Genomic DNA, 18,369 nt, shown 5'->3' on the forward strand with positions numbered 1-18,369 from the left:
GCAGTAACCCTCCATAGCTTCTCGAATGACTCACCAGAAGCTTGGCAAAGAGGGAGCCCCGGCTACACCCGAATCCCCAGCACCGAAACTCGGCCGTGAACCGAGTGTCATCCCTGTCCAAGGCAAGAGTTCACTCTCCCGCAGGGGGAGGGGTCAGAATGTCGACATGAACGGTTTGCTGACGATCGGTGAGTTCTCTCGGATCACGCACCTGTCGGTGAAGACGCTGCGGCGCTATCACGAGTCGGGTCTGCTCGAGCCTGCGACCGTCGACGACTACTCCGGTTATCGGTACTACGACACCGATCAGGTTGCGACGGCGCAGGTCATCAGGCGGTTCCGCAGTATGCAGATGCCCGAGCGTGAGGTACGGGCGATCGTCACCACACCTGATCCCGACGCCCGAGCCCGACTGATCACCGAGCACCTCACTCGGCTCGAGCGGCAGTTGGACGACACCCGATCAGCGGTCACGGCCCTGCGGCGACTCCTCGACCCGACGCCACCGACCATCGAGGTTCGACGCATCCTCACCGAAGAGTGCTCGGTCGCAGCGATTTCCGAGATGGTCGACGCGTCCGAGGTGCTGGATTGGTACAGCGAGGCGATGGCCGAGATCGACGCAGCTGCATACGAAACCACCGGACCACCGGGTGGGTTGTACGACAACGAGTTGTTCACCGAGGGCCGCGGCGTCATGACGGTGTACGTGCCCACGCTGGATCCATTGTCCATCAACAGGATTCGGCCGATGACGCTGCAACCCACCGAACTCGCGGTGACGGTACACAGCGGTGCCCACGACGACATCGACGTCACCTACGGCGCTCTGGGGATCTACGTGGAGACCAACGGCCTGGCCATCGCTGGGCCCGTTTGTGAGGTCTATGTCGTCGGGCCACGCGATACCGAGGATTCGTCGCTGTGGCGCACGGAAATTGGGTGGCCGGTCTTTGCGGCCTCGCCGCGAACTCGGTAGTCAGCGACCCAACTGTTGGCTCGCGGCGTCGATTTCGGCATGACCGCCGATCTTCGCGTTTCGCCCCGCTCGATCTCCGGCCTTTCGGGCACCCTCGGAGTAGCCGGCGTTCGCGCTCTGGCCGCGCCAGTGTCCGCGCGCGGTCGAGGTCTGCCGGTAGTAGTCGCGCAGTTCGATCTCCTTGTTGCGCAACACAAGCGCCGTACCAGCGCCCTGTTGCTCCTGTGCGATGGCCTTGGCCTCGGTGTCCTTCTTCACGTCACCGAGTCGTTGACCGATGCGCGACGCGAATGCGGTCTGGAAGTTGAGCCGCGCCGTCACCGCAGCGACCGGCACTTCCTCGCGCCGGGTGTAGCGTCGGCGATTCTTGATCTCGGTGACGGTGCGGATGGCCGTCTCGGATTTGTAGGCACCGGACTTGATGTACGCGTCGGAGGCTCGCACCATCTGGATCAGCAGCGAGGAGTAGAGGGCTTCGGTGGTCTCGATGTCGGAGTCGAAACCGTACGCGAACACCTGCGTCGACGATCGGGACACATCGCATTGGACGTCGTTGGCGTGCGCGATGGACACGAACAGGTGCACGTAGGTCTTGAGTCCCCGCTTGCCCGGTTCTCCGATGGGGATCACCTTCTGGCTGGGTGTCGCCTGCCGTTCCCGTGACGCGCTGTGCGAGCGAGCCACTGCCAGATCGACCGACGCCGACGTGGCCAGACGCTGAGCGGCCTCCATGAAGGCCTCGGCCTCGTGTGGATTGTCGGTGGACTCGGCTTGGCGCAACAGCCCGCCGATCCGCGTCAGCATCTTGTCCGAACTCATGAGCGAAAGGCTACCGGCCCCCTACGACACGTCCTGGTTGACCGATTCAGGAACGCAATAACGACCACTGCGCGGTGCGATGTGTGCCACAGTACCCATCGACATATGTGTCGGGGGGAGCATCACAGCGAGATTCTGCGTGCCCATCTCCGGGCACATACCACCGCGTAGAAGTAAGTGGAGAGAACAATGGCGTCTTTGATCACGAAGGTGGCGGTGGTTGCAACGGCAGCCACGCTGCTGACGCTCACCGGATGTTCGAGCGACAGCGGCTCGGGCGGCGATTCGGGTGCTGCATCCGAAAATGCCGACGGCCGTGGACCTATCACCTATGTAGAGGGCCAGGACACCACCGAGACCGGTGTCGTCCAGCAGATCATCTCGGACTGGAACTCCAGCCACCCCGACGAGCAGGTCACCTTCAAGGAGCAGTCCGCCGACGCCGATCAGGCCCACGACGACTTCGTCCAGCAGCTGCAGGCTCAGCAGAGCGATTACGACGTGATGGCACTCGACGTCGTCTGGACCGCCGAGTTCGCGGCCAAGGGCTGGCTCGTGCCGCTCGAGGGCGAATTCGCGCTCGACAACGCAGGCGTTCTGCCCGCGACCGTTGCCAGCGCGACCTACAACGGCACGCAGTACGCCGCACCGAAGAACACCAACGGCGGACTGCTCTACTACCGCAGTGATCTGCTCCCCGAGGCGCCCACCACCTGGGCCGAGCTCACCGAGGACTGCCAGGTCGCCCGGGACAACAACATCGACTGCTACGCCGGGCAATTCGCCCCGTACGAAGGTCTGACGGCCAACGCGTCGGAGATCATCAACGCGCACGGCGGATCCATCGTGGCCGAGGACGGCAAGACCCCCACCGTCGACAGCCCGGAGGCGAGGGCAGGACTGCAGACCCTCGTCACCGCGTTCGAGACCGGCGTCATCCCGGCTCAGGACACCACGTTCAAGGAGTCCGAGAGCCAGCAGGCATTCCAGGACGGTCAGACCTTGTTCCTGCGCAACTGGCCGTACGTCTACGGCACCGCGGCCGAGGAAGGTTCGGCTGTGGCCGGAAAGTACTCGGTCGCACCGCTTCCCGGAGTCACCGGAGTCGGCACCTCGACGCTCGGCGGATACAACGCCGCGATCAGCGCGTACTCCGAGAACAAGGCCACCGCTGCCGACTTCCTGCGATTCCTGCAGGGCGAGCAGGCTCAGCGCATCATCGCCGAGGGTGCACTGCCGCCCGTGCTCGCATCGCTGTACGACGACCCCTCACTGATCGCCGCGATGCCGTACCTTCCCGCACTGAAGGAATCCATCGAGAATGCAGTTCCGCGTCCCGTAACCCCGTTCTACCCGGCCGTATCGAAGGCCGTGCAGGACAACGTGTCTGCCGCGATCAAGGGTGAGAAGAACGTCGACCAGGCGATTACGGACATGCAGGCCGGCATCGAAACCGCCGGCGCCAACTGATTTCGGGAGAACCAATGGCTGTACCTGCTGGTGTGACCAGTGGGGCCGGCGCAACCACCGCGGCCGGGGGCTCGTCCCCCGGCCGCGGTCGGCATGTGCGGTCCAAGAACAAGCGCTTCGGCCTGACGCCTGGTCGGGCCTGGCTGCTGATCGCACCGACGATGGTGATCCTCGCGATCGTCATCGTCTACCCGGTCGTTCGAGCTCTGGTGATGTCGTTCTCCAAGGATCCCGGTCTCGATCCGGCCACCGGCATGTTCGTCTCCGGTGGCTCTGCGGGTTTCGCCAACTACACGCATTGGATACTGCAGCAATGCACGTCGGCGTCGGGCACGCTGGTGCCCTGCCCGCCGGGAACTCTCGGTTCTCAGTTCTGGGGCGCGGTCGGCAACACCGCGTTCTTCACCGTCGTGACGGTGTCCATCGAGGTGGTCATCGGCTTCGCCATGGCCGTGATCATGGGCAAGACCTTCGCCGGACGGGCCCTGCTGCGCGCCGCGATCCTGATCCCGTGGGCCATCCCGACGGCGGTCACGGCCAAGCTCTGGTACTTCATCTTCGCGTACGACGGTATCGCCAATCGCATTCTGGGAACGAACATTCTGTGGACCGGTGATGCCTGGCCCGCGCGTTTCGCGGTCATCATCGCCGATGTCTGGAAGACGACGCCGTTCATGGCGCTGCTGATCCTGGCCGGGTTGCAGATGATTCCGGCGGACGTCTACGAGGCAGCTCGCGTCGACGGCGCGTCGGCATGGCAGCGTTTCACCAAGATCACGCTGCCACTGGTCAAGCCCGCGCTGATGGTCGCAATTCTGTTCCGCACCATGGACGCGCTGCGGATGTACGACCTGCCCGCCATCCTCACCGAAGGCAACCCCGCCACTCGAACCATCTCGATCCTGGTGGTGGAGCAGATCCGGCAGGGATTCAACAGCGCTGCGTCACTGTCGACCATCTCGTTTGTCATGATCTTCATCGTGGCGTTCATCCTGGTCAAGTTCCTCGGTGCCAATGCCGTTGCCACTCAGGACAATCAGCGTAAGGGGGCCGGCCGATGAAGCAGGCTCGCATCTATCTCGGCGTCGTCGTCATTCTCGTGTGGGGACTGGCACCGTTCTACTGGATGGTCGTCACCGCGTTCCGCGACCCGCGCTACACCTTCGACACGACGCCGTGGCCGACGCATGTCACGTGGGAAAACTTCGAAAACGCGCTCTCGACCGCGAACGGCAACAACTTTCTGCGGGCGGTGGGCAACAGCCTCATCGTCGGCGGAGCGACCACGCTGATCGCGCTGACCATCGGCATCTTCACTGCGTATGCACTCTCGCGCATCGACTTTCGCTTCAAGTACGTGGTGACGGGCATCATCCTGGGAGCCTCGATGTTTCCGGTCGTCGCGCTGGTCACCCCGCTGTTCCAGTTCTTCACCAACATCGGATGGATCGGCAGCTATCAAGCCATGATCATCCCGAACATCTCGTTCGTACTGCCGTTGACGATCTACACGCTGGCAGCATTCTTCGCCGAATTACCCTGGGAGCTCGAAGAAGCCGCCCGGATCGACGGCGCCGGACGCTTCCAGGCCTTCCGATTGGTGATGCTTCCACTTGCCGCACCTGCCCTGTTCACCACCGCCATTCTCGCGTTCATCGCAGCGGTGAACGAGTATCTGCTGGCGAGTCAGCTCTCGAGTGACAGCACCGAGCCGGTGACCGTGGCCATCGCGCGGTTCACCGGCAACGATCCGCTCGTGGTGCCGTATGCCGCAATCATGGCCGCCGGGACCATCGTGGCCATCCCGCTGGTGATCATGGTGCTGCTGTTCCAACGCCGCATCATCTCCGGCTTGACCGCAGGCGGCGTCAAGTCGTGACGGCGCAGGATCATCTGCAGCTGCTGGCGGGCATTCTGGGATTCTTCGCGCTGGTGGCCCTCGGGTTCGCGGTCGCCGGGATCATCGGGGGTGATCCCGGCGTACTGCCGTCGCTGGCGCTGCTGGGTCTGCTTGTCGCACTGTGGTTCACCGTCAAGAAGATTCGCTGACTCTCAGCGTGCGCGGATGGCACCTTCGATGTCTTCGGCGCTGATCGACCGTGTGCAGAAGAACCAATCCTGGCATTCCACGTCGGAATCGGTACCGTCCATTCGGTCCGCGGCAGTACCGCAAGAACCGGCCGGTGGCACGATGACCGGATCGCCCGGGCGCCAATCTGCCGGCGTCGCAACGTCGAATGCGTCTGCGGTCTGCAGTGCCTTGATCAGACGCAGGATCTCGTCGAAGTTCCGACCGGTGCTCAGCGGGTAGTAGATGACTGCGCGCACCACACTCTTCGGGTCCACGACGAACACCGCCCGCACTGCCTTCGACGAACTTTCGCCGGGCATGATCATGCCGTACGCGCGGGCGATGTCCATCGAGATGTCCTCGACCAAAGGAAATTTGACCTCGATGCCGGACATCCCGTTGAAACTGATCTTGTCCTTGATCGTGCGCAACCACGCGATATGGCTGTACAGACCATCGATCGACAGGCCGACCAATTCGGTGTTGTATTCGCGCAGTTCCTCGGACATGGCGGCGAATGTGATGAACTCACTGGTGCAGACGGGTGTGAAATCTGCGGGGTGCGAGAAGAATATGACCCATTTTCCGCGGTAGTCGGCGGGGAAGTCGATCGGCCCTTGCGTGGTGACTGCGGTGAACGACGGAGCGCGGTCTCCGATTCGTGGCATTCCGACGTCGGTCGCGGGCTCTGTCTGGGTGCTGGTCATGGGTTCCTCGTCCTGTGCTGTTTTCGGTCGGGTATCGGGTGTGGTGGTCACGGGTGCCTGTAGTTGGCCTCGTAGGTCTTGCGGTCGCGTTCCGCACTGGGCGTAGCGCGCGGAATCGAGGCTGCGTCGATCCCGTGTTGCCCGAGCCGGAACGCGCGATAGATCAGATGCAGTGCCGAGGCGAAGTAGACGACCGGGACGAAGATCAGCATCATCATCAGACCCGCAATCCAGTTCGGCCCTGGAAACAGGAGGAACAGCAAGAGCACGGCGGCCAGTGGAACGAGGAATCGGGCCAGATAGCGCGGAGTGGATCCACGTCCGGTCAGGTCGTGCAGAACCCAGTCCTGCAGGTCGTCCGGGAGGACGCCGCCGACGTCGTAGCGAAGACGCTGACCGAAGGTGGGAGTTTTCATGTCTTTGACCGTAGGTTCGCAGGTGCGCCCGGCGCTGGGGTAGGAAGTCCCGACCTGTGCGCCGAACGTCTCCGGTTCTCGATCCGGTTCAGATCGCGGTGGAACCGAAGGCATCCAGCGTCATCGAGACCAACCTCGCCGACGCGGCGTTCGGTTTCGGGGTCCAGACGAGAGCCAACATCGCTGCCGTGGTCGAATCCGCCAGCTCCACAACAGTAAGTCGATCGCCGTAGGTATCGATCATCGATGCGCTCAGAATCGCCACTCCTACACCGCGCGCAGCGAGGTCGGCGACTGCGTCGGGAGCGCTGGCCTGCAACGTGATCGACGGCGACAGTCCCGCTCCGGCGCAGTCACGGTCGAACACCGCCCGCACTCCGGTACCCACGGGAAGCGAGACGATCGGGTAGTGATTCACCTGCGCCAACGTCGCCCGCTCGAGCGATGCCAACGGATGGTTCGGTGCCACGGCCGCGCAGATTCGTTCCTCGATGATCACCATCGATTCCAGTCCGTCCGGGGCCCGAGCCGCGACGCCGACGAGTGCGAGATCCAGTTCCCCGGAGCGCACATCGGATACCAGACGGTCCGAATTCCCCTCCTGCAGAGCAAGTTCGACGCCGGGATACGCGGAACGGAAGCGGGCCAACGCGTCGAACAGTTGTGGGACGGTGCACGCGGTCACCATGCCGATCCGTACCGATCCGCGTAGAAGTCCGGCAACATCGTCGACGGATTGCCGAACCGAGTCGGCGGCGGCCAGAGTCGCACGGGCGTGTGTCAGCGCGGCCTGGCCTGCGGTGGTCAATGTTGCTGTGCCGCCGGATCTGTCGATCAATTCGGCACCGAGTTCTCGTTCGAGCGCGCGGATCTGGGCGCTGACGCCGGATTGGCTGATGTGAACTCGGGCCGCGGCGCGCGTGAAGTTCGCTTCCTCGGCCACGGCGACGAAGTACTCCAGCTGCCTCAGTTCCACTGCTGGACACCGAGATTCGGACCCTCACCGGCATCGAGTCTGGCGACGTTGCGCTTCGGGGCAGTCACGCGGTAGCTGCAGTCGATCAGTTCGGCGGCCTCGGCCCAGACGTCGTCATCGGCGTCGGAGAGGTCGAAGCCCACCCAGCCGGCCGGTCCGAGGTAGGCGGGGTGGAAGTACCGGGGTTCGAGCTCGCAGGCACGCTGTTCCTCGGCGCTCTCGCATTTGACCAGGATCGAGAGGTCGTGTTGGTCGCCGCCTTTGACGCCACCGCCGAAGTACACGAAGACCGAGGACGTACGGAAGGTCGGCCGTCCATGGGAGATCTTCTCGGACACCTCGGGATAGGCGAAGGCCAGCGCGCGGACGCGTTCGAGGACCGGATGCTTGGACGTGGGATCGATGGCCACCAGCACACGATAGCGCGCGAGCTTCAGCTGCGGCTATGAGTAGAACTTCTGATGATCATCGGAAGCAACTGTTGGACTTCTGGCCCAGTGCGCTCGAGACTGGAGATCATGACACGGACACCGAAAGAAGTTGCCGCGACCTACTTCGAGGCCTGGAAGAGCGAAGATTTCGACACCCTGGCGTCGATCCTGCACGAGGAAGCGACATTCAGGGGACCACTGGGCACAGCGGCCAACGGCGCGGAATGTGTGGCGGGATTGAAGGGAATGTCGGAGATCGTCACCGACATCGATATCGCTCACGTCTTCGTGGACGGCCCCGACGTACTGACGTGGTTCGATCTGCACACGTCGATCGCCTCCCCGGCAAGCACCGCCAATTGGCAGCGAATCGAGGACGGATACATCAAAGAAATCCGGGTGACATTCGATCCACGAGAAATCACCGCGGCCGGATAGACGAACGCCCACCGGTCCACTCAATGTGACATTCAGTGACCTTTTCGGGGGTCAATGTCACATCGAGTGGACCGGCGGGCGGGGGCAGTGGCGCGGACGAGTGCCGTCGCGGGCGCTCAGTCACATCACTGTCGCAGGCATTTATGCGTCGATGATGAACGCTTCGAGTTGCTCGCGAGCGACGTCGTCGGCCAGCTGCTTCGGCGGGCTCTTCATCAGGTAGGCCGAAGCCGGGATGACCGGTCCACCGATGCCGCGGTCCTTGGCGATTTTTGCGGCGCGGACTGCGTCGATGATGACGCCTGCGGAGTTGGGCGAGTCCCATACTTCGAGCTTGTACTCGAGGCTCAGGGGAACGTCACCGAAGGCGCGGCCTTCGAGGCGGACGTAGGCCCACTTGCGGTCGTCGAGCCAGCCGACGTGGTCGGACGGTCCGATGTGGACGTCCTTGGCGTTGAATTCCTTCTGCAGGTTCGACGTGACGGCCTGGGTCTTGGAGATCTTCTTCGACTCGAGGCGGGTGCGCTCGAGCATGTTGAGGAAGTCCATGTTGCCGCCGACGTTGAGCTGCATGGTGCGGTCGAGCTGCACGCCGCGGTCTTCGAAGAGCTTGGCCATGACGCGGTGGGTGATGGTGGCACCGACCTGGCTCTTGATGTCGTCGCCGACGATGGGGACGCCAGCGTCGGTGAACTTCTTGGCCCAGACGGGGTCCGAGGCGATGAAGACGGGCAGCGCGTTGACGAAGGCGACGCCTGCATCGATGGCGGCCTGTGCGTAGAACTTGTCGGCTTCTTCGGATCCGACGGGGAGGTAGGACACGAGCACGTCCACCTTGGCGTCGCGCAGGGCCTGCGCTACATCGACGGCGTCGCCGTCGGCCTCGGTGATGGTCTCGCGGTAGTACTTGCCGAGGCCGTCGAGGGTCGGTCCGCGCAGGACGTGGACGTCCTTCGGGGGTACGTCGGCGATCTTGATGGTGTTGTTCTCGCTGGAGAAGATGGCCTCGGAGAGATCGAAGCCGACCTTCTTGGCGTCCACGTCGAACGCGGCGACGAACTCGACGTCGCGGACGTGGTACTTGCCGAACATGACGTGCATGAGGCCGGGGACGGTGGCGTTCTCGTCCGCGTCCTTGTAGTACTCGACACCCTGGACCAGGGATGAGGCGCAGTTGCCCACACCCACAATGGCCACGCGGATTGCGTTGTTGTTCTCACCCATGGTCGGGTTCTCCTTCTGTCTTGACTGTCCTGTTTGGTGCTGTGCGGAACGGTGCTGGGTTGGGGTCGGCCTGCTCGGCTGCGATGACTTCGTTGAGCCAGCGCACCTCGCGTTCGCTCGATTCGAGACCGAGCTGATGTAGCTGCCTGGTGTAGCGGTCGAGTGTCCCGTTCGCCTTGGCCACAGCGTCGCGGAAGCCTTCTCGGCGCTCCTCGACCTGGCGACGTCTGCCTTCGAGAATGCGGACTCGGGCTTCCGCGGGAGTCCGACTGAAGAAGGCAAGATGTACGCCGAATCCGTCGTCGGTGTAGTTCTGCGGTCCGGTGTCGGCCACCAGTTCGGCAAATCGTTCCCTGCCGAGCGGGGTGAGCTGATACACCCGTTTTGCTCGTCTCTTCACGAGCAAGTCGGGACCGGCGTCCTCGGCGATGAGACCGTCGGTTTGTAGTCGACGGAGTGCCGGGTACAGCGATCCGTACGAAAACGCTCGAAAAGCTCCGAGCAGGCCGGTCAGCCGCTTGCGGAGCTCGTAACCGTGCATGGGTGATTCGAGAAGCAGTCCGAGAATTGCGAGCTCGAGCATGCAACTCCCCCTTCTCGAATCCAACGATCACATCATGACGATGCGATTGACCGCACTATCGAAGAATGTATCGCGCCGATACATATTCTGACAACTCGGCCGTGCACGTATCGTGCGACACATGACCCCGGTCGACGCGCTTCTCGCCGCCGCGGCCCTCCACCTGGGCTTTCAGATGGTGGTGACCGGCGTCGTCTACCCGGCGCTGGCGGAGGTTCCGGACGACGACTGGTCGCGTGCCCACGACGCGCACTCGCGGCGGACAACCCTCGTCGTCGGGCCGGTCTACGGACTGCTCGCAGCTGCGTGTCTGTGGGTGTTGGTGTCCGGGCCGATCGATGCGGTTGTCTTGACGAGCATCGGCGGCGCGGCGGTCTCGGCGTCGGCGACTGCCTTCGTGGCTGCCCCCACCCATGGCGAACTGGGGCGTGCGGGACGCAACGAACATCTGATGAGTCGGCTGCGATCGGCGGACCGCGTACGTCTCTGCGGTGCCGTGGTGTGTGCGTTTTTCGCTCTGTCGGCGTGATCGAGCGCGGGTGAACGTGCAAGTGGCCAGTCGGCTCAGCGAGACGGTGCCACCATCAGCACGGCATCGACTCGATACTCGCCCCACTGCTGCGCAGACGTCCCGATCTGGCACCACCCTCGCCTGCGGTAGAAACCGAGGGCAGCGCTACTCGGCTCGACGAGCAGAACCGCCACGCGCCCTGCATCGCGCGCAGCATCGATCGCGTGTGCAAGCAGAGTCGTTCCACTGCCCGGTACGGAACCGTCGGTGACCAAGCGCGACACCACAGCGAGTCGATCGGCAGCCACCCCCGTTGCTCGCCGCCACTGCGCGCTTGCGTCGTCCGCGCCGGGATCGGTTCCCGGTGCTGCCGTCGAGTGCAGCGCGATATGGCCGACGACGGCGTCGTCGGACTCGGCGACCCAGGCCGCGAGTTCGTTCGGTGGGACGAGCCAGTCGGCTCGCACCGCCACTGCGCGCACGGGATAACGGTGTAATTCGTGCGCACGTTGCAGGATGGGCAGGAGAGTGGTCAGGTCGCCGTGTCGTCGGGGGCGCACGTGGATTCCCGATGTGGCCGACATGCGAGCAAGTGTAGGGACCGGAGCTCACACCGAATCGACGTCGGTGCGATCTGCGTCTCTCGCCTGCGTCGAGGGGCAGACCGCGTCGGCACAGGTGGAGCGGAGTTTCCGAGGGCAGAAATGGGCCCTGCTCGCCATCGAGGCGGGGTTCGCAGGTCCGCATCGGAGGGGCCGCACGTACTCTGGTCCTCGTGCGACTTCAGCGACAGGTGGTGGACTACGCCCTTCAGCGTCGGTCGCTGCTGGCCGAGGTGTACTCCGGAAGGACGGGCGTCGCAGCGGTCTGTGATGCGGATCCGTACCTTCTTCGCGCCGCCAAGTTCCACGGACGTGGCAGCGATGTGGTGTGCCCCATCTGCCGCAAGGAGCAGCTCACGCTGGTGTCCTGGGTGTTCGGCGAGAAGCTCGGGGCACTGTCCGGGTCGGCGAGAACGGCGGACGAACTCGTCCGTCTCGCGGCGACCCAGGAGGAGTTCTCGGTCCACGTGGTCGAGGTGTGTAGGTCGTGCAGTTGGAACCACCTCGTCCAGTCCTATGTCCTCGGGGCCGTCCCCGCGCCCAAGCAACCCCGTCGTCCGCGATCGGGTTCCCGTCAACCGAACCGTCGAACAGCGAGTGAGTGACACAATCGCTCAGCTGATCCCATCCACCGAGAATTCGACGCGGCCGCCGAAATTACTGGAGATTCGTACGTGAGTTCCCCCTACGACAACAATCCGGGTAGCAACGAACCGGGCCGTAGCGACTCCGGACGGCGTCCCGACGTGCCCGGGCCGCCACGCGGCAGTCGCCATTCCGACCCACCCGGGCGTCGCCCGGTACCTCCTCCCGGCCAGCGTCCGATGCCCCCGCAGGGCCGTCCCCCGATGCCTCCGCCCGGCCAGCGACCGGTACCCCCTCCCGGCCAGCGACCGGGACCTCCTCCCGGGCAGCGTCCGATGCCGCCGCAGGGCCGTCCTCCGATGCCTCCTCCCGGTCAGCGACCCGGTCCTCCTCCCGGGCAGCGTCCGATGCCGCCGCAGGGCCGCCCTCCCATGCCGCCGCAGGGCCGACCCGTTCAGGGCAGGCCGCCGGTGGATCCGGTGAGTGGACGTCCCGCAGGCGAACGTCCCTACGGCGAACGTCGGTACGGAGAGCCGCCCATCGCGCCTCCTGTCCGATCCGCCGCCCCGGCGGGCGTCACTCGGTCCGGCGCTGTGCCACCACCCCACGAACCGAACGATCCATCAGTTCTCTCCTCGGGCAGCGAACCGCCCGAGCCGCCCGAAAGAGGTCCCGCCGCGAAAACGAAGAAGAAGTCCAAGTGGCGGGTCGCTCGACGCACGATGTATGCGTTGATCGCCCTGGGTCTGATCGTGCCGATCCTGGCGTTCATGGTGGCCTACACCGTCGAGGACGTGCCGCGTCCCGGCGACATCAGAACCAACCAGGTCGCCACGATCTTCGCCGCCGACGGCTCGAGTGTGCTCGGCAAGGTGGTCCCACCCGAGGGCAACCGAACCGACGTGACGATCGATCAGATCCCGGAGCACGTGCGCAACGCCGTTCTCTCGGCCGAGGATCGCGACTTCTACTCCAATCCGGGATTCTCGGTGACCGGTTTCGGCCGGGCTCTGCGTGACAACGTGCTCGGACGCGACAGTGCCGGTGGTGGTTCGACCATCACCCAGCAGTACGTCAAGAACGCGTTGGTCGGTAACGATCGGACGCTGACCCGAAAGATGCGTGAGCTCGTCATCTCCTCGAAGATGGCGCGGCAGTGGTCCAAGGACGACATTCTTGCGGCGTACCTGAACACCATCTACTTCGGTCGCGGTGCCTACGGCATCGCCGCCGCGTCGACGGCGTACTTCGGCAAGTCCGTCGACCAGCTGTCGGTGGAGGAGGGTGCGGTTCTCGCCTCCGTCATCCAGCAACCCTCCAATCTCGATCCCGAGTTCAACCCCACCGGCGCGCAAGCGCGTTGGGACTACGTGCTCGACGGCATGGTCTCCCAGGGTCAGCTCGATGCGACCCAGCGGGCGTCGATGATGTTCCCGGCGGTGGTCCCGAGCGCGCAGGTCGATACCGGCGATGCTCAGGATGCCGGGCCGGACGGCTTGATCAAGGCCCAGGTGCTGCGAGAGCTGTCGGCGGTGGGTATCAGTGATCAGGACCTCAATACCGAGGGGTTGCAGATCACCACGACCATCGACCCGAACGCCCAGGCTGCCGCGGTCGAGGCCGTGAACGGCAACATGGAGGGCGAGCCCTCGGAGCTGCGGACGGCGTCGGTGTCGATCGATCCACGCACCGGCGCGGTTCGCTCGTACTACGGCGGTGCGGACGGTCGAGGATTCGACTTCGCCCAGTCCGGCTTGCAGACCGGATCCTCGTTCAAGGTGTTCGGTCTGGCCGCTGCACTGGATCAAGGCATTCCGCTGTCGAAGATGTACGACAGCTCCCCGCTCGACGTCAACGGCATCGAGATCAGCAATGTCGAGGGCGCCTCGTGTGGAACGTGCACCATCGCCGAGGCGCTGAAGCGTTCACTGAACACCAGCTTCTACCGGATGATGCTCAGCATGGACAACGGTCCGCAGGCCATCGCGGACATGGCACACAAGCTCGGCATCCCGCAAGAGATCGAGGGCGTCGGACCCACCCTCACCGAGCCCGACAACGCGGGCCCCAACTACGGAGTCGTGCTCGGCCAGTACCAGTCTCGCGTCATCGACATGGCTTCTGCCTACGCGACACTGGCTGCGTCCGGCGTCTATCACACTCCGCACTTCGTCCAGAAGGTCGTCACCGCCGACGGCACCGTGCTGCTCGACCGGGCTCCCGAAGCCGGCCAGCAGGTCGTCTCGGCTGCGGTTGCGGACAACGTGACCTCGGCGATGCGTCCGATCGCCGGCTACTCCAACGGTCACAACCTCGCCGGCGGTCGCCAGTCGGCAGCCAAGACCGGTACTGCTCAGCTCGGAGACACCGGTCAGAACAAGGATGCCTGGATGGTCGGCTACACGCCGTCGCTGTCCACTGCCGTCTGGGTGGGCACCGAGCAGGGTCTGCCGCTCGAGAACAGTTACGGCGGACCGATCTACGGATCGGGCCTACCGTCGGACATCTGGAAAGACACGATGGACGGCACGTTGGACGGCACCTCGAACGAGACCTTCCCGACGCCCGAGGCCATCGCGGGTCAGGCCGGTGTGCCGCAGTACTCGGCACCCGCTCCGGCGACGACGGTGGCACCATCGACAGCTCCGCCGCAGGTGACCCTGCCGATTCCGACGGAGATCTCGCCGCCGGTCGTCATCACTCCGCGGCAGGTCGAGATTCTGCCCGGCGTGACGATCCCGCTTCCCGGACTGGCACCGGCGCAGCCTGCGGAACCCGAACCGGCGGCACCCGAACCGGCAGCGCCCGAACCGGCAGCGCCCGGGCAGTAGCGACGCGGCGGTGACGACCGAACCCGACCGAAAGGGTCGAGCCGTGGCGAGCCCCGGTCGCCTCGATTCGGCGAGCGCTGCGGACCGCGATCTACCCAGTCGTACCGATCCGATGACCGAGGAATTGTCCTCGGTCATCGGCGGTCCGGTCGGCAAGCACGCGGTCATCGGTCGGCAGCGCTGGTTCACTGCGCTCCGGGTGATTCTGCTGCTCGCGGTGGTCTTTCTCTGCTTCGGTTGGTTCGCCAAGGCCGCGTGTATCCAACAGGCACCGGTGGGACCGGGCGGTGAGCTCGGACTCGATTGGAGCGGCAGTCGTCAGTACGTGGCGATGTGTTACTCCGATACCGTGCCGCTGTACGGGGCGGAGCGACTCGATCAAGGTGCGTTCCCGTACAAGAAGTCCTGGGAAGAGACCAAGGCCGACGGGTCGAGTCAGATTCGGTACATGGAGTACCCGGTGCTCGCCGGGCTTTACCAGTACGGCTCGATGGTCGTCGGAAAGGCATGGAACTCACTGAGTTTCCTGCCGCAGGCGTTGCCGGTCGTCGTCTACTTCAACGTGGTTGCCCTGGGATTGGCCGTCGCCTGGTTGGTCACCGTGTGGGCCACTGCAATAGCCGCCGGACGCCGCATCTGGGACGCGGCCCTCGTGGCGGCCTCACCTCTGGTGATCGTGCACGGATTCACCAATTTCGACGCTCTCGCAACGGCTTTCGCGCTCACCGGTTTGCTGGCATGGGCCAAGAAGAAGCCGGTACTGGCCGGAGTTCTGATCGGTCTCGGCGGTGCCACCAAGCTCTATCCCCTGCTGTTCCTCGGGCCCCTGCTGGTGCTGTGCTGGCGCACCGGAAAGATGCGCGAGTGGGGCATCACCGCCGGTGCGGCGATCGGTGCTTGGTTGGCGGTCAATCTTCCACTGGCGCTGCTGTATCCGTCGGGATGGTACGAGTTCTTCCGGCTCAATTCCGAGCGCGGTGCGGACCCGGATTCGCTGTACAACGTCGTCACCTCGTTCACCGGTTGGACCGGTTTCGACGGTCCGCTGTACCCGGGCGACAAACCGTTGGTTCTCAATGCCGTGACGCTCGTGTTGTTCGCCATCGTGTGTGCGCTGATCGCGTACATCGGCACGACGGCACCGACGCGACCGCGGCTCGCGCAGCTGGTGTTCCTGGTGGTCGCCGGGTTCCTGCTCACCAACAAGGTGTGGAGTCCGCAGTACTCGCTGTGGCTGGTTCCGCTGGCCGTACTGGCGCTGCCGCATCGTCGAATTCTGTTGGCGTGGATGACGATCGACGCCTTCGTCTGGTTCCCGCGGATGTACTACTACCTGGGTGTGGAGAACAAGGGTCTACCCGAACAGTGGTTCACCGCGACCGTCGTGGTGCGCGATGTCGCCGTGATCGGATTGTGCGCGTTGATCGTTCGGCAGATCTACCGGCCGGCCGAGGATCTCATTCGAAACGGCAGCGCCGTCGACCCGCTCGGTGGCGTGCTCGACGGCGCTGCAGATCGGACGACTACTGCCCGCAAGGTCACATATAGCGGCCGAGCTGTTTGACGGCTTCACCGGCATGTTTGGCCTGGATACCGTCGCCGATGGCCTGGAGCTTCCACTCGCTGCCCTGGCGGTACACCTTCGCCATCACCAGACCGGTGAACGGCATGCCGCCCTGCAGGGTGAAGCGGGCCAGTTCGGTGTTGGTGGTGTTGTCGACGAGACGGCAGAATGCGTTCGCGACCTGCTCGAACGTCTGACCGCGGTACGACGTGACCGTGAAGACGATGCCGGTCACGTGCTTGGGTACCCGCGTCAGGTCGACCACGATCACCTCGTCGTCGCCCTCGCCTTCGCCGGTGAGGTTGTCACCCTGGTGCACGATCGAGCCGTCCTTGGCATTGAGCTGCCCGTAGTAGACGACATCGTTGACGTTGCGGTCGGCGAGCATGATCGCCGACGCGTCCAGGTCGATGTTCGCGGCTCGGCCTCCGCCGCCGAAGAATCCGCCCTTTTTCGGAGTGGTCACCGGGTCCCAGCCCAGACCCATCCGGATGACCGTCAGAGCCACGCCGCCGTCCTTGCGGAGGGTGACCTTCTGACCCTTCGTGAGGCTGACGGGCTTGGACTTGGTGAGGCTGACTTCCGGAGCCTCGGTGGGGACCGGTGCGGCGGGCGGTGCCGGCGGGGCAGCCGGCGGCGGTGGAGTGACGGGAGCGGGAGGAGGTGTCGGTGCGGGAGGAGGTGTCGGTGCGGAAGGTGTGGGAGCAGGGGCGTCGTCCACGGACACACCGTGATCGGTCACCAGGGCGGCGAATCCGCCCGCGTAGCCCTGCCCGACGGCTCGCACCTTCCAACTTCCCTGACGGCGGTAGATCTCCAGCGCGATCACGATGGACTCCGAGCTGAGGCCATCGATTGTGTACTCGTACAACACATTTCCGGCTGTATCGCTCACCCGCGCCACGGGGGCGGTGGATCGCCCGAAGTTGCTCGACGCGTCGTCGAGGGTGATGACCGCGCGGATCTGCTCGATGTCGGCGGGCACTGCAGCGAGCGACACGGCGAGGCGGGCCGGTCCGCCCTGGCCGGGCTCGAGGCGAACACCGGGGCCGGTGGGCTGGTTGAAGAACACGAAGTCGGCGTCGGTGCGTACTTTTCCGGCGTCGGTGACCAGTAGCGCGGACAGGTCCGCAGGTACGGCCAGCGAGATGGAGACGACGACGTCACCGACGGTGAGGGGGCCGTTCTGACCCTTGGACAACGGTTGACCGACCGGAGCAGACAATGTGATGGACTCTCTCTCGTAGTGCTGGTTACCGCCATCCAATGTACTTGTTCGATTTGTCCGACTGGTGTGGCTGCGATCGGGCGGACGTCAGATCTGGCGGAGGGTGAACAGGTCGCCGGGTGTGCAGCCGAGGACGCGACAGACTGCGGTGAGCGTCGAGAATCGGATGGCCTTGGCACGGTCGTTCTTGAGGACCGACAGATTGACGACGCTGACTCCGGCAAGACGGGAGAGTTCCGCGAGCGTCATACCGCGGGCGTCGAGAATCTCGCCCAGATGACAGACGACGAGATGGTCGACGAATTCCTCCGCCATCAGACCAGACCATCGGCATCACGAGCGAGCTTGGAGCCTTGCCGGAGAACTGCGTAGACGAACTGCAGGACCAGAGCGACGATCACGGCCAGCCAGAACGAGCCGAGGCTTCGTGCAGTATCGGTGACCTCGGTTGTTTCGAGCGCAGCCTGGATGGCGTTGGTGCTGATCAGTCGAAGCCCTCCGGTGACTACCGGGTACAGCACCAGGCACGCAGCGACGACGGCCAGGTCGATGCTGGCGCCGACGCTGAACGGGGTTTCCTTGATGACATTGTCGAAAAATCGGTACGCGAAGAAGATTCCTACCAGGATGAGGACTCCGCCGGCCACGATCTCGCCGTACCTCATGAAGTCGATCATCCCGATGAGCCGCTGGACGTCGCTTTTGGCGACACTGAGCTCGATGACGTTGCCTGGTTGCAACTGTCCGCCGAACAGGTCGAGCGTCGGCGACTCCTCCAGAGGCGTGACGGTGGCGCTGACGTAGTCCGAGGAGTGGTATTCCTGCAACTTCCGACCGGTCCAGATCACAGCTGCCGCCGCATAGAAGGCCATCGTCCATTTGTTCGCCCGTGCCGAGCTCAGTCCGTATGCCATCCCGCCGTCTCCATATCGAT

General features: G+C 64.4%; 21 protein-coding genes. 10 read left to right on the forward strand and 11 right to left on the reverse strand.

Annotated elements, in window-relative coordinates:
• Window positions 1-166 precede the first annotated feature (166 nt).
• Window positions 167-979 carry a MerR family transcriptional regulator gene (locus QM590_RS19070; RefSeq protein WP_269596064.1) on the forward strand — a complete coding sequence of 271 codons (813 nt, stop codon included), beginning with the start codon at window positions 167-169 and terminating at the stop codon, window positions 977-979.
• Here the strand turns inward: QM590_RS19070 and QM590_RS19075 are convergent, their stop codons facing one another.
• Window positions 980-1,798 carry a DUF2786 domain-containing protein gene (locus tag QM590_RS19075; protein WP_269596063.1) on the reverse strand — a complete coding sequence of 273 codons (819 nt, stop codon included), beginning with the start codon at window positions 1,796-1,798 and terminating at the stop codon, window positions 980-982.
• A 189-nt stretch (window positions 1,799-1,987) separates the two neighbouring features.
• Between QM590_RS19075 and QM590_RS19080 the strand changes: the two genes are divergently transcribed.
• Genes QM590_RS19080 through QM590_RS19095 form a run of 4 tightly spaced genes read left to right on the forward strand, consistent with a single transcriptional unit; the run spans window position 1,988 to window position 5,317 of the window.
• Window positions 1,988-3,268 carry an ABC transporter substrate-binding protein gene (locus tag QM590_RS19080; protein WP_269596062.1) on the forward strand — a complete coding sequence of 427 codons (1,281 nt, stop codon included), beginning with the start codon at window positions 1,988-1,990 and terminating at the stop codon, window positions 3,266-3,268.
• A 14-nt stretch (window positions 3,269-3,282) separates the two neighbouring features.
• Window positions 3,283-4,329: a carbohydrate ABC transporter permease gene (locus tag QM590_RS19085; RefSeq protein WP_269596061.1), complete on the forward strand. Its 1,047-nt coding sequence runs from the start codon at window positions 3,283-3,285 to the stop codon at window positions 4,327-4,329.
• A complete protein-coding gene (locus tag QM590_RS19090; RefSeq protein WP_068047507.1) occupies window positions 4,326-5,147 on the forward strand; it encodes a carbohydrate ABC transporter permease in 822 nt (273 codons plus the stop codon). The genes QM590_RS19085 and QM590_RS19090 overlap by 4 nt, the downstream gene beginning before the upstream one ends.
• Window positions 5,144-5,317: a hypothetical protein gene (locus QM590_RS19095; RefSeq protein ID WP_176460445.1), complete on the forward strand. Its 174-nt coding sequence runs from the start codon at window positions 5,144-5,146 to the stop codon at window positions 5,315-5,317. The genes QM590_RS19090 and QM590_RS19095 overlap by 4 nt, the downstream gene beginning before the upstream one ends.
• Window positions 5,318-5,320: 3 nt before the next feature.
• Here QM590_RS19095 and QM590_RS19100 read toward each other — a convergent pair whose 3' ends face one another.
• From QM590_RS19100 to QM590_RS19115, 4 genes are all read right to left on the reverse strand, one after another.
• Complete coding sequence (locus QM590_RS19100) at window positions 5,321-6,046, reverse strand: peroxiredoxin (RefSeq protein ID WP_269596060.1); 726 nt, start codon at window positions 6,044-6,046, stop codon at window positions 5,321-5,323.
• A 47-nt stretch (window positions 6,047-6,093) separates the two neighbouring features.
• Window positions 6,094-6,462, reverse strand: a complete 369-nt coding sequence (locus tag QM590_RS19105) for a DUF5313 family protein (protein ID WP_269596059.1) — start codon at window positions 6,460-6,462, stop codon at window positions 6,094-6,096.
• A gap of 88 nt (window positions 6,463-6,550) precedes the next feature.
• Window positions 6,551-7,438 carry a LysR family transcriptional regulator gene (locus QM590_RS19110; RefSeq protein ID WP_269596058.1) on the reverse strand — a complete coding sequence of 296 codons (888 nt, stop codon included), beginning with the start codon at window positions 7,436-7,438 and terminating at the stop codon, window positions 6,551-6,553.
• A complete protein-coding gene (locus tag QM590_RS19115) occupies window positions 7,429-7,848 on the reverse strand; it encodes an MmcQ/YjbR family DNA-binding protein (RefSeq protein WP_317813777.1) in 420 nt (139 codons plus the stop codon). Before QM590_RS19115 ends, QM590_RS19110 begins: the two co-directional genes overlap by 10 nt.
• Window positions 7,849-7,956: 108 nt before the next feature.
• On the opposite strand from QM590_RS19115, the gene QM590_RS19120 reads away from it, so the two are divergent.
• Window positions 7,957-8,307 carry a nuclear transport factor 2 family protein gene (locus tag QM590_RS19120; RefSeq protein ID WP_269596056.1) on the forward strand — a complete coding sequence of 117 codons (351 nt, stop codon included), beginning with the start codon at window positions 7,957-7,959 and terminating at the stop codon, window positions 8,305-8,307.
• 141 nt (window positions 8,308-8,448) lie between these two features.
• Here QM590_RS19120 and QM590_RS19125 read toward each other — a convergent pair whose 3' ends face one another.
• A complete protein-coding gene (locus QM590_RS19125) occupies window positions 8,449-9,531 on the reverse strand; it encodes an inositol-3-phosphate synthase (protein WP_269596055.1) in 1,083 nt (360 codons plus the stop codon).
• Window positions 9,524-10,114 carry a PadR family transcriptional regulator gene (locus QM590_RS19130; RefSeq protein ID WP_269596054.1) on the reverse strand — a complete coding sequence of 197 codons (591 nt, stop codon included), beginning with the start codon at window positions 10,112-10,114 and terminating at the stop codon, window positions 9,524-9,526. The genes QM590_RS19125 and QM590_RS19130 overlap by 8 nt, the downstream gene beginning before the upstream one ends.
• A 121-nt stretch (window positions 10,115-10,235) precedes the next feature.
• On the opposite strand from QM590_RS19130, the gene QM590_RS19135 reads away from it, so the two are divergent.
• Window positions 10,236-10,643 (forward strand): fatty acid desaturase family protein, encoded by a 408-nt coding sequence (locus tag QM590_RS19135; protein WP_269596053.1) that lies wholly within the window; start codon window positions 10,236-10,238, stop codon window positions 10,641-10,643.
• Between the two features lie 35 nt (window positions 10,644-10,678).
• Here the strand turns inward: QM590_RS19135 and QM590_RS19140 are convergent, their stop codons facing one another.
• Window positions 10,679-11,209: a GNAT family N-acetyltransferase gene (locus QM590_RS19140; RefSeq protein ID WP_269596052.1), complete on the reverse strand. Its 531-nt coding sequence runs from the start codon at window positions 11,207-11,209 to the stop codon at window positions 10,679-10,681.
• Between the two features lie 191 nt (window positions 11,210-11,400).
• Between QM590_RS19140 and QM590_RS19145 the strand changes: the two genes are divergently transcribed.
• The 3 genes from QM590_RS19145 (at window position 11,401) to QM590_RS19155 (ending at window position 16,207) form a co-directional block, all read left to right on the forward strand.
• Entirely contained in the window at window positions 11,401-11,832 is a 432-nt protein-coding gene (locus QM590_RS19145; protein ID WP_170944655.1) for a DUF5318 domain-containing protein, read from the forward strand.
• Window positions 11,833-12,147: 315 nt separating this feature from the next.
• The gene (locus tag QM590_RS19150; RefSeq protein WP_411741365.1) at window positions 12,148-14,643 is read left to right on the forward strand and encodes a transglycosylase domain-containing protein; all 2,496 of its coding nucleotides are present in this window, start codon (window positions 12,148-12,150) and stop codon (window positions 14,641-14,643) included.
• 112 nt (window positions 14,644-14,755) lie between these two features.
• Window positions 14,756-16,207: a glycosyltransferase family 87 protein gene (locus tag QM590_RS19155; protein WP_068047521.1), complete on the forward strand. Its 1,452-nt coding sequence runs from the start codon at window positions 14,756-14,758 to the stop codon at window positions 16,205-16,207.
• Here the strand turns inward: QM590_RS19155 and QM590_RS19160 are convergent.
• From QM590_RS19160 to QM590_RS19170, 3 genes are all read right to left on the reverse strand, one after another.
• On the reverse strand, window positions 16,182-17,432 hold the full coding sequence (locus QM590_RS19160; protein WP_269596051.1) for a TerD family protein: 1,251 nt from the start codon (window positions 17,430-17,432) through the stop codon (window positions 16,182-16,184). The genes QM590_RS19155 and QM590_RS19160 overlap by 26 nt on opposite strands.
• Before the next feature lie 90 nt (window positions 17,433-17,522).
• Window positions 17,523-17,750 carry a helix-turn-helix domain-containing protein gene (locus QM590_RS19165; protein WP_032378705.1) on the reverse strand — a complete coding sequence of 76 codons (228 nt, stop codon included), beginning with the start codon at window positions 17,748-17,750 and terminating at the stop codon, window positions 17,523-17,525.
• The gene (locus QM590_RS19170; RefSeq protein WP_269596050.1) at window positions 17,750-18,349 is read right to left on the reverse strand and encodes a hypothetical protein; all 600 of its coding nucleotides are present in this window, start codon (window positions 18,347-18,349) and stop codon (window positions 17,750-17,752) included. The genes QM590_RS19165 and QM590_RS19170 overlap by 1 nt, the downstream gene beginning before the upstream one ends.
• Between the last annotated feature and the right edge of the window lie 20 nt (window positions 18,350-18,369).

The organism is Rhodococcus sp. IEGM 1372 (assembly GCF_030056835.1).
Taxonomy (GTDB): Bacteria; Actinomycetota; Actinomycetes; order Mycobacteriales; family Mycobacteriaceae; genus Rhodococcoides.

Coding starts and splice junctions, on each gene's coding strand:
- QM590_RS19130 (WP_269596054.1), bottom strand. CDS start 10,114: ATGCTCGAGCTCGCAATTCTCGGACTGCTTCTCGAATCACCCATGCAC.
- QM590_RS19125 (WP_269596055.1), bottom strand. CDS start 9,531: ATGGGTGAGAACAACAACGCAATCCGCGTGGCCATTGTGGGTGTGGGC.
- QM590_RS19075 (WP_269596063.1), bottom strand. CDS start 1,798: ATGAGTTCGGACAAGATGCTGACGCGGATCGGCGGGCTGTTGCGCCAA.
- QM590_RS19135 (WP_269596053.1), top strand. CDS start 10,236: ATGACCCCGGTCGACGCGCTTCTCGCCGCCGCGGCCCTCCACCTGGGC.
- QM590_RS19165 (WP_032378705.1), bottom strand. CDS start 17,750: ATGGCGGAGGAATTCGTCGACCATCTCGTCGTCTGTCATCTGGGCGAG.
- QM590_RS19080 (WP_269596062.1), top strand. CDS start 1,988: ATGGCGTCTTTGATCACGAAGGTGGCGGTGGTTGCAACGGCAGCCACG.
- QM590_RS19070 (WP_269596064.1), top strand. CDS start 167: ATGAACGGTTTGCTGACGATCGGTGAGTTCTCTCGGATCACGCACCTG.
- QM590_RS19120 (WP_269596056.1), top strand. CDS start 7,957: ATGACACGGACACCGAAAGAAGTTGCCGCGACCTACTTCGAGGCCTGG.
- QM590_RS19100 (WP_269596060.1), bottom strand. CDS start 6,046: ATGACCAGCACCCAGACAGAGCCCGCGACCGACGTCGGAATGCCACGA.
- QM590_RS19150 (WP_411741365.1), top strand. CDS start 12,148: ATGCCGCCGCAGGGCCGTCCTCCGATGCCTCCTCCCGGTCAGCGACCC.
- QM590_RS19105 (WP_269596059.1), bottom strand. CDS start 6,462: ATGAAAACTCCCACCTTCGGTCAGCGTCTTCGCTACGACGTCGGCGGC.
- QM590_RS19170 (WP_269596050.1), bottom strand. CDS start 18,349: ATGGCATACGGACTGAGCTCGGCACGGGCGAACAAATGGACGATGGCC.
- QM590_RS19140 (WP_269596052.1), bottom strand. CDS start 11,209: ATGTCGGCCACATCGGGAATCCACGTGCGCCCCCGACGACACGGCGAC.
- QM590_RS19155 (WP_068047521.1), top strand. CDS start 14,756: ATGACCGAGGAATTGTCCTCGGTCATCGGCGGTCCGGTCGGCAAGCAC.
- QM590_RS19085 (WP_269596061.1), top strand. CDS start 3,283: ATGGCTGTACCTGCTGGTGTGACCAGTGGGGCCGGCGCAACCACCGCG.
- QM590_RS19090 (WP_068047507.1), top strand. CDS start 4,326: ATGAAGCAGGCTCGCATCTATCTCGGCGTCGTCGTCATTCTCGTGTGG.